Source organism: Caulobacter sp. UNC279MFTsu5.1, assembly GCF_900114015.1.
Classification (GTDB): Bacteria; Pseudomonadota; Alphaproteobacteria; order Caulobacterales; family Caulobacteraceae; genus Caulobacter.
This window is the reverse complement of sequence record NZ_FORN01000045.1, coordinates 40,372-48,009: the sequence shown is the minus strand read 5'-3', so window position 1 is coordinate 48,009 and position 7,638 is coordinate 40,372. Positions and strand designations below refer to the sequence as shown.

The 7,638-nt window shown below is 71.7% G+C and carries 7 protein-coding genes and 1 pseudogene; 5 read left to right on the top strand and 3 right to left on the bottom strand.

The features are described 5' to 3' along the window. The coding region (locus BM066_RS20730; RefSeq protein WP_143093778.1) for an integrase core domain-containing protein at positions 1–335 on the top strand (335 nt) is incomplete at its 5' end. 705 nt (positions 336–1,040) lie between these two features. On the opposite strand, the pseudogene BM066_RS27145 reads toward BM066_RS20730, so the two are convergent. Further along, positions 1,041–1,250: pseudogene (locus BM066_RS27145) on the bottom strand (ankyrin repeat domain-containing protein); the annotation flags it as partial. Between the two features lie 410 nt (positions 1,251–1,660). Between BM066_RS27145 and ubiB the strand changes: the two are divergent. After that, positions 1,661–3,238: a 2-polyprenylphenol 6-hydroxylase gene (gene ubiB, locus BM066_RS20720; protein WP_089930152.1), complete on the top strand. Its 1,578-nt coding sequence runs from the start codon at positions 1,661–1,663 to the stop codon at positions 3,236–3,238. A gap of 455 nt (positions 3,239–3,693) precedes the next feature. Here ubiB and BM066_RS20715 read toward each other — a convergent pair whose 3' ends face one another. Next, positions 3,694–4,275 (bottom strand): hypothetical protein, encoded by a 582-nt coding sequence (locus tag BM066_RS20715; protein WP_089930151.1) that lies wholly within the window; start codon positions 4,273–4,275, stop codon positions 3,694–3,696. A gap of 155 nt (positions 4,276–4,430) precedes the next feature. Between BM066_RS20715 and coaBC the strand changes: the two genes are divergently transcribed. Both coaBC and dut read left to right on the top strand, forming a co-directional pair. Further along, on the top strand, positions 4,431–5,639 hold the full coding sequence (gene coaBC / locus BM066_RS20710; protein WP_089930150.1) for a bifunctional phosphopantothenoylcysteine decarboxylase/phosphopantothenate--cysteine ligase CoaBC: 1,209 nt from the start codon (positions 4,431–4,433) through the stop codon (positions 5,637–5,639). Then, entirely contained in the window at positions 5,636–6,094 is a 459-nt protein-coding gene (dut, locus tag BM066_RS20705; protein ID WP_089930149.1) for a dUTP diphosphatase, read from the top strand. Before coaBC ends, dut begins: the two co-directional genes overlap by 4 nt. Positions 6,095–6,130: 36 nt before the next feature. Here dut and BM066_RS27140 read toward each other — a convergent pair whose 3' ends face one another. Continuing rightward, positions 6,131–6,247 carry a hypothetical protein gene (locus BM066_RS27140; RefSeq protein WP_255367672.1) on the bottom strand — a complete coding sequence of 39 codons (117 nt, stop codon included), beginning with the start codon at positions 6,245–6,247 and terminating at the stop codon, positions 6,131–6,133. Between the two features lie 280 nt (positions 6,248–6,527). Here BM066_RS27140 and BM066_RS20700 point away from each other — a divergent pair, with 280 nt between their 5' ends. Next, positions 6,528–7,634, top strand: coding sequence for an HlyD family secretion protein (locus tag BM066_RS20700; protein WP_089930148.1), 1,107 nt, complete (start codon positions 6,528–6,530; stop codon positions 7,632–7,634). The last annotated feature ends 4 nt before the right edge of the window (positions 7,635–7,638 follow it).

The window sequence follows — 7,638 nt, the reverse complement described above, 5'->3', positions numbered from 1 at the left end:
CCTGGCTCGCCCGCCACGGCGTCACTGTCCAGCGGGTGATGACCGACAACGGCTCGGCCTATCGCTCCAAGCTGTTCGCCAGGGCCCTGCAGGCCGCCGGGGCCCGGCATGTGCGAACCCGCCCCTACACGCCCAGGACCAACGGCAAGGCCGAGCGCTTCATCCAGACCAGCTTGCGCGAATGGGCCTATGGCCGCCCCTACGCCTGCTCGGATGATCGCGCCAAGGCCATCAAGCCCTGGACCGACAGCTACAACCTCGCCCGACCGCACTCCGGCATCAAAGGCCTCACACCCTGGCAGCGTGTGAACAACCTTCTTGGAAACGACACCTAGAGGCGCCGGTGAAGGGTTGAGCTTCACCCACCGCACGGCCAGCTCGCAAAGCTCTCCGCCCGCGCCATCGCGTTCTCGCACCTCGGCGACCAGCCGCGCCGCGCGGTCGCGGTCAGCCTCGGGCAAGGGCGCGCCCGAGGCGATGTGCGCCAGGAAGGCGCGAGTCATCCTGGTGTAGTCGGCGTCCCAGTTGCCGCCGCCGTTGCGATCGACCTCGTCGGCGACGCGGCCGGCGATGCGGATGACTTCGCCTTGGACCGTTGACGCGGAGCCCTTGGACGGGACCAGCATCGCCCAAAGCTCCTGATGCTGGTCTTGCCAGCGCGCCGACGTGACGACGATCGGCGATAGACCATCGTGCATGACGCGGCGCGGAACGGGCGGAAGGTCGAACAGCGCATAGAGCCGATCAAGACCGGCGCTGGTCGCCGCGAGATGGTCGGGGTTGAAACCCGCGCGATGGAATTCGAACGTCTCCCCGATCCGCCGCACGAACGCGCGCATTTGCGGCGTGATCGTCGCCTGGTCGCCGCGTGCGCCCGAGAAGGCGCGTTTGACGAGAGCGGCAAGGCCCTTCTTCGGGGGCTTGTCCTCCGCGAGCAAGAGTTCGGCGATCGCCGCCATCGCCTCGATCTGAATGTTGCTGCAATACTGCAGCCCCGCCGCCAGAGGCGTCAGGCCGGCGGCGTTGAGCGCGTCCTTGCGAGCCCCATGGCCAATCAGGAGGCGCGAGGTCTCGGTGTTGGCCGACTTGGCGGCCTTGTGGAGCGGTGTGTCACCGTCCTTATCCGTCGCCTGGATGTCCGCGCCCAAGTCAAGCAGCGTCTCGAGCCGCCCTTGCCAGCTTGCCGCGTGGCCGTGCAAGGGCGTCCGACCGTAGGCGTCCCGAGCCTCGATGTCGGCGCCCTGGTCCACCAGCCAACGCGCCAACGCGTCCGGGCAATCGCGAAACGCCAGAGCCGTGTGCTTGGCGTGGCCGCCGCGCGTCGAGGTCACACCTCTCGAAGACCGCCTTGAGCGCGGCCATGTCGCCGGTCTTCAGAAGGGCGTCGAAGTCCTTGGGCAGGAGCTTCTTCCTGGCCTTCATGATCCCTGGCCTCGCTCCGCTGCTATCGCCGGCTCAGACTAGCGGGCGCGATGAAGTTCGCAACGGGATCGAACCCAGGCCCGCCGTTCTCCCGGAACGGGCCTCGGGCCATTTTTCGCGCCCGGCGACGCGCCGGTCGCGAAAGCGGCCTTGACCGCGGCGCGCGGAGCGGGCTTTCAGGCCGGGACATGAGCTTTTCCCCGCCTCCCCGCCGCTCGCCGATCGAGACCTTCGCCGCATGAGCCGGGCCGCCGCCTTGCTGCGCCTGATCGCCGCCGGCTGGGCCCTGGCGCGGGCCGACGCCCTGGTCCCGCGCGAGCTGGAGCCGGTCCTGCCGCCGTCGGCGCTGTGGGCGGGCCGCGCCTTGCGGCTGTTCGCCGGCGGGGCCAGCCGCAAGGGCCGGCCGGGCGAGCGCCTGGCCCGGGTGCTGGAGCGCCAGGGCCCGGCGGCCATCAAGATGGGCCAGTTCCTGTCGACCCGGGCCGACATCTTCGGAAGCGCCTTCGCCGAGGACCTGTCGCACCTGAAAGACCGCCTGCCCGCCTTCCCGCTGGAGGTCGCCAAGGCCGAGATCGAGCGCGGCCTGGGCCGGCCGCTCGACACCCTCTACGCCAGCTTCGAGGCCTCGATCGCCGCCGCCTCCCTGGCCCAGGCCCACTCGGCCGTCCTGCTGGACGGGACGCGGGTGGCGGTGAAGGTGCTGCGGCCCGGCGTCGAGCGCCAGGTCGCCCAGGACAGCGCCGCCCTGCGCCTGGCCGCCGGCCTGGCCGAGCACCTGGTTCCCGCCGCGCGCCGCCTGCGGCCGCGTGAGTTCGTCGAGGTGGTGATCCGGGCCCTGGACCTGGAGCTGGACCTGCGCTTCGAGGCCGCCGGCTGCGCCGAGCTGGGCGAGGCCATGAAGGTCGATCCCTACATGCGCGCCCCGGACGTGGTCTGGGACGGGGTCGGCAAGCGCTTCCTGACCCTGACCTGGGCCCCGGGCCTGGCCCTGTCGGACCCGGCCGCGCTGGAGCAGCCGGGCCTGGACCGCAAGGCCTTGGCGGAAGGCGTGACGCGCGGCTTCCTGGCCCAGGCCCTGGACCACGGCCTGTTCCACGCCGACCTGCACGAGGGCAACCTGTTCGTCAGCGCCCCAGTTCAGGGAGGGCAACCCGCGATCGTCGCGGTCGACTACGGCATCCTGGGCCGCCTGGGCCCGGCCGAGCGCAAGTACCTGGCCGAGATCCTGTACGGTTTCCTCAATCGCGACTATCCGCGGGTGGCGGCGATTCATTTCGACGCCGGCTACGTGCCCGCCCACCACGACCGCGACGCCTTCGCCCAGGCCCTGCGGGCGGTGGGCGAACCGGTGTTCGGCCGCGACGCCAGCGACGTGTCGATGGGTCGGCTGCTGGCCCAGCTGTTCGAGATCACCGCCCTGTTCGACATGGCCCTGCGGCCGGAGCTGGTGCTGCTGCAGAAGACCATGGTCACGGTCGAGGGCGTCGCCCGCCGCATCGATCCGACCCATGACCTGTGGGCCGCCGCCGATCCGGTGGTGCGCCGCTGGATCGCCCGCGAACTGTCGCCGGCCGCCAAGGTCCGCGACTTCGCCGACGAGGCCGTGCGGGCGATCCGCGCCCTGGCCCGCCTGGCCGAGGCGCCCCCCGCCCCAGCCGTCGCCGTGGTCCAGCCGCGCCCCGCCCGGCCGCTGCCGTGGTTCCTGGCCGGCGCGGCGGTGGCGGCCCTGGCCTTCGCGGCGGGGACCTGGCTGGCCGGCGGCCCGGCCGGCCTGACCGCAGGGTCGGCGCTCTCGGCGCATCAGCCGAACCCTTAGATCGGCCGACGCCCTGCCCTGCCGGTGCGCCGTTGGTCGTCGTCGCCCCTCACCTCCCAACCGCTGCGCGGTCGGGCCCCTCCCTCTCCTCTCCGGGAGCAGGGCAATCGCATATGACCAGAAGTTGTTGTCATCCCGGTCGTAGCGCGCGGCGCGAAGATCCGGGACCGACGCGTGAGCTCAGCGCTTGCGGCGGTCCCGGATCTGCGCCCGGCTTTCGCCGGGCTTGTCCGGGATGACAGCCTTCTTGGGTAGTGAACCGATATGCGACGGCCCTGCCTCCGGGAGAGGGTTCAGAACGACGCTCCCGGCGTCGGCAAGCTCGCCCAGGGACGGTGCGCACCGCCCCTGGGTCCCGGTCGCCCGCCAGGCCGACCGGGGTGACGAGGCGGACAGGCGCGGGTTCGCACCGCCTTCGCCTCGGCGCCCTCCCCCAGGCGCGCTTGTGGGAGGTCCTAGCTGTCGGTGCTCGCCGCCCGGTCCCGCGCCGCCGCGGTTCTCCGGGTCTGGCCGGTCTTCTGCATCGCCCAATAGGCCGCGCCGTCGTCGGGCTTGAACATCGTGCGCGGCGCCCCGGCCCGGGTGACCACCGCGAAGACATTGTCCTTGGGGTCGTAGATCAGGGTGTCGCCATTGGCGCGCGTCAGGGTCTGGGCCCCGGCCGGCGGATGGGCGACGAAGGCGTGGGTCTTGCGGACATAGTCGTCGACGTCGGCGGCGGCGAACGCGGCGCCATAGCGTTCGAAGCCCCGCTGGGCGTTCTCCTCGGCCGTCCGCGTGCGGTTGGCCGCCCACATCGGCTTGCCGGCCACCTTGCGGACCGGCGCGTCGCGCGGATCGGACCGGGTCGGCGCGCCGTCATAGGCCCCGCCTCCATAGGAAGGCGCGTCGCGGTCGGACGCCGGCTGGGCGGCCGAGGCCACATCGCCCGCCTTGGGCGCCTTCACCGCCGACGCGCCGCCGTCGCAGGCGGCGAGACCCAAGGCCAGGCCCATGGCCGCGAAGGCCGGAAACCAGGACGCGCACCGTACCGTCATGATCGATCTCCGAATATTTCCTCTACTTTTGAGAGTAAGAACGAAGACGGAACAAATGTCGAGTCCCCGTTAAGGTTTTTTGCGCGTGGGGGCTTACGCTGGACGCCGCGTCGCTCTATGCGCCTGGGGGCGAGACGCGCCGGAGGCCGACCCCCATGACCGACTCCACCCCCTCGAGGCGGGTTCTTCTGATCGTCGGCGGCGGCGTGGCCGCCTACAAGGCGCTGGAGCTGACCCGTTTGCTGCGCAAGGCCGGCGTCGGAGTGCGGCCGATCCTGACCAAGGCCGGCGCCGAATTCGTCACCGCCCTCTCCCTCTCCGCCCTGGCCGAGGACAAGGTCTATAGCGATCTGTTCTCGCTGACCGACGAGGCGGAGATGGGCCATATCGAGCTGTCGCGTTCGGCCGACCTGGTGGTCGTGGCCCCGGCGACCGCCGACCTGATCGCCAAGGCCGCCCACGGCCTGGCCGGCGACCTGGCCTCCACCGCCCTGCTGGCCACCGACAAGCCGGTGCTGATGGCCCCGGCCATGAACGTGCGGATGTGGCTGCACCCGGCCACCCAGCGCAATATCGAGATCCTGAAGACCGACGGCGCGCTGTTCGTCGGCCCCGACGAAGGCGCCATGGCCTGCGGCGAGTTCGGCCCCGGCCGCCTGGCCGAGCCGCCGGCGATCTTCGAGGCGATCATGGCGGCGCTGGAAGGTCCCGCCGCCAAACCCCTGGCCGGCAAGCACGCCCTGGTCACCGCCGGTCCGACCTTCGAGCCGATCGACCCGGTACGGGGGATCACCAACCGCTCCAGCGGCCGCCAGGGCTACGCCATCGCCGGCGCCCTGGCCCGGCTGGGCGCCCGGGTCACCCTGGTCAGCGGCCCCGTCGCCCTGGCCACGCCCCCAGGCGTCGACCGCGTCGATGTCGAGACCGCCCGCGACATGCTGGCCGCCTGCCAGGCCGCCCTGCCCGCCGACGTCGGGGTGTTCGTGGCCGCCGTCGCCGACTGGCGCATCGACGAGGTGTTCGGGACCAAGCTGAAGAAGGAGAAGGGCGGGCCGCCGGCCCTGACCTTCGTCGAAAACCCCGACATCCTGGCGACCCTGGCCGCCTCCGGCCCGAGGCGCCCGAAGCTGGTGATCGGCTTCGCGGCCGAGACCAACGACGTCGAGGCCCACGCCCGCGCCAAGCTGGCGCGCAAGGGCTGCGACTGGATCATCGCCAACGACGTCACCGAGCCCGGCGTGATGGGCGGCGACGAGAACGCCGTCCTGCTGATCTCCAGGGACAAGACCGAACGCTGGACGCGGGCCGCCAAGGATTCCGTGGCCCACGACCTCGCCCAACGCATAGCCGAGAGCCTTTCATGACCGCGCCGCACATCCCCGTCGTCCAGCTGGCCCACGCCCAGGGCCTGCCGCTGCCCGCCTACGAGACCAACGGCGCGGCCGGCATGGACCTGCGGGCGGCGGTGGCCGAGGACGCGCCGCTGGTGCTGAGGCCCGGCGCCCGCTTCATGGTCCCGACCGGCCTGGCCTTCGCCGTGCCGCTGGGCTTCGAGGCCCAGGTGCGGCCGCGCTCGGGCCTGGCGGCCAAGGCCGGCGTCACCTGCCTGAACACCCCCGGCACCATCGACAGCGACTATCGCGGCGAGGTGAAGGTGATCCTGATCAATCTGGGCGAGGAGGACTTCACCATCCGCCGCGGCGACCGCATCGCCCAGCTGGTGATCGCGCCGGTGGTCCAGGCCTCGTGGGGCCTGACGACCAGCCTGGACGAGACGGCGCGCGGCGCGGGCGGCTTCGGCTCGACCGGCGCGCAATGAGGTAACGAGGCGTGGCGGCGACCGGCCGCCGCGTCCTCAGCCGCCGTGCAGGGCGGGCGACATCATCAGATAGCCGCCGAACCCCGCCGCGAAGGCGGCGGCCGCCAGCCACAGCACGGGACGGAACATCGAGAGCGGGCCGGGGGCGTTCATGGGCGCTTCCTGAGCGACGGCGCGGAGCGGACGGCCCCACGCTTGCGAATACGCGCGCCAACTCCCCCGGTTTCGCCGACGCGAAAAGATTAATGCGCGATTCGTCCTGGACGCGAAACCCCGAGAAAGACACGCTTCCACGACACGTCTTGATGCGAGCCTTGGATTTTCGTTCCGGACCCGGTTGATTTCTGGACGGGTGCGTCCATTTATCCCTTGCCCGGGACGAAGCTCCGATATATCGCCCGGTTCCAACGGTTGATTTCGGGATCTTACGTCCATGGCCGCCGCCTCGAAGAAGAAGCTTGTTCCCATGATCGTCGGCGGCGCCGTCGTCGTGGCGCTGGTCGTCGGCGGCGGGCTGTGGTTCGTCGACAAGCAGCGCTACGAGACCACCGACAACGCCTTCGTCCAGGCCGACACCGTGCAGGTCAGCCCGCAGGTCTCCGGCTATGTCGCCGAGGTGCTGGTGGCCGACAACCAGCGGGTCGAGGCCGGCCAGGTCGTCGCCCGCATCGATCCGGCCCCGCTGCAGGCTAGGCTGGACCAGGCCATCGCCAACGCCCAGGCCCTGGAAGCGGCGATCAAGGGCGTCGACGACAAGGCCGCCCTGGAGCAGGCGATGATCGCCCAGCGCGCCGCCGGCGTGGCCAGCGCCCAGGCCGACCAGGGCCGCGCCAAGGCCGACCTGGTCCGCTACGACGCCCTGGCCAAGCAGGGCTGGGTGTCGACCCAGAAGGTCCAGACCACCCAGGCCAGCGCCGCCCAGTCGGCCGCCGCCGTCCAGAGCGCCCAGGCCGCCCTGGAGGCCGAGCGTCGCAGCGCCCGATCGCTGGGCTCGGCCCGCGCCCAGACCGTGGCCCAGGCCGCCGCCGCCCGCGCCGCCGTCGAGCAGGCCCGCATCGACCTGGACCGCACCGTGATCCGCGCCCCCGCCGCCGGCGTGGTCGGGGCCCGCGCCGTGCGTCCCGGCCAGCTGGTCCAGCCGGGCGTGGCCCTGATGTCGATCGTCCCGGTCGGCCAGGGCTATATCGTCGCCAACTTCAAGGAGACCCAGGTCGCCCGCCTGCGCGTGGGCCAGCCGGTCGAGATCAAGGCCGACGCCTTCGGCAAGAGCGTGATCCACGGCAAGCTGGACAGCTTCGCCCCGGCCACCGGCCAGGAGTTCGCCCTGATCCCGGTCGAGAACGCCGTGGGCAACTTCACCAAGATCACCCAGCGCCTGCCGGTGAAGATCGTGGTCGACAAGTCGCCGCTGGGCTCGGCCCTGCGTCCCGGCCTGTCGGTCGACGTCAAGGTCGACGTCCGCGACCGCTCGGGCCCGACCTTCGCCGAGGCCGGCCTGCCCAACGCGGCCCAGTACGCCCAGCAGGGCCAGGCGCGCTAGGGCG

Bases quoted from the DNA above. Each gene is read 5' to 3' on its own strand.
- ubiB (WP_089930152.1), top strand. From the start codon at position 1,661: ATGAGCCGGGCCGCCGCCTTGCTGCGCCTGATCGCCGCCGGCTGGGCC.
- BM066_RS20715 (WP_089930151.1), bottom strand. From the start codon at position 4,275: ATGACGGTACGGTGCGCGTCCTGGTTTCCGGCCTTCGCGGCCATGGGC.
- coaBC (WP_089930150.1), top strand. From the start codon at position 4,431: ATGACCGACTCCACCCCCTCGAGGCGGGTTCTTCTGATCGTCGGCGGC.
- dut (WP_089930149.1), top strand. From the start codon at position 5,636: ATGACCGCGCCGCACATCCCCGTCGTCCAGCTGGCCCACGCCCAGGGC.
- BM066_RS27140 (WP_255367672.1), bottom strand. From the start codon at position 6,247: ATGAACGCCCCCGGCCCGCTCTCGATGTTCCGTCCCGTGCTGTGGCTG.
- BM066_RS20700 (WP_089930148.1), top strand. From the start codon at position 6,528: ATGGCCGCCGCCTCGAAGAAGAAGCTTGTTCCCATGATCGTCGGCGGC.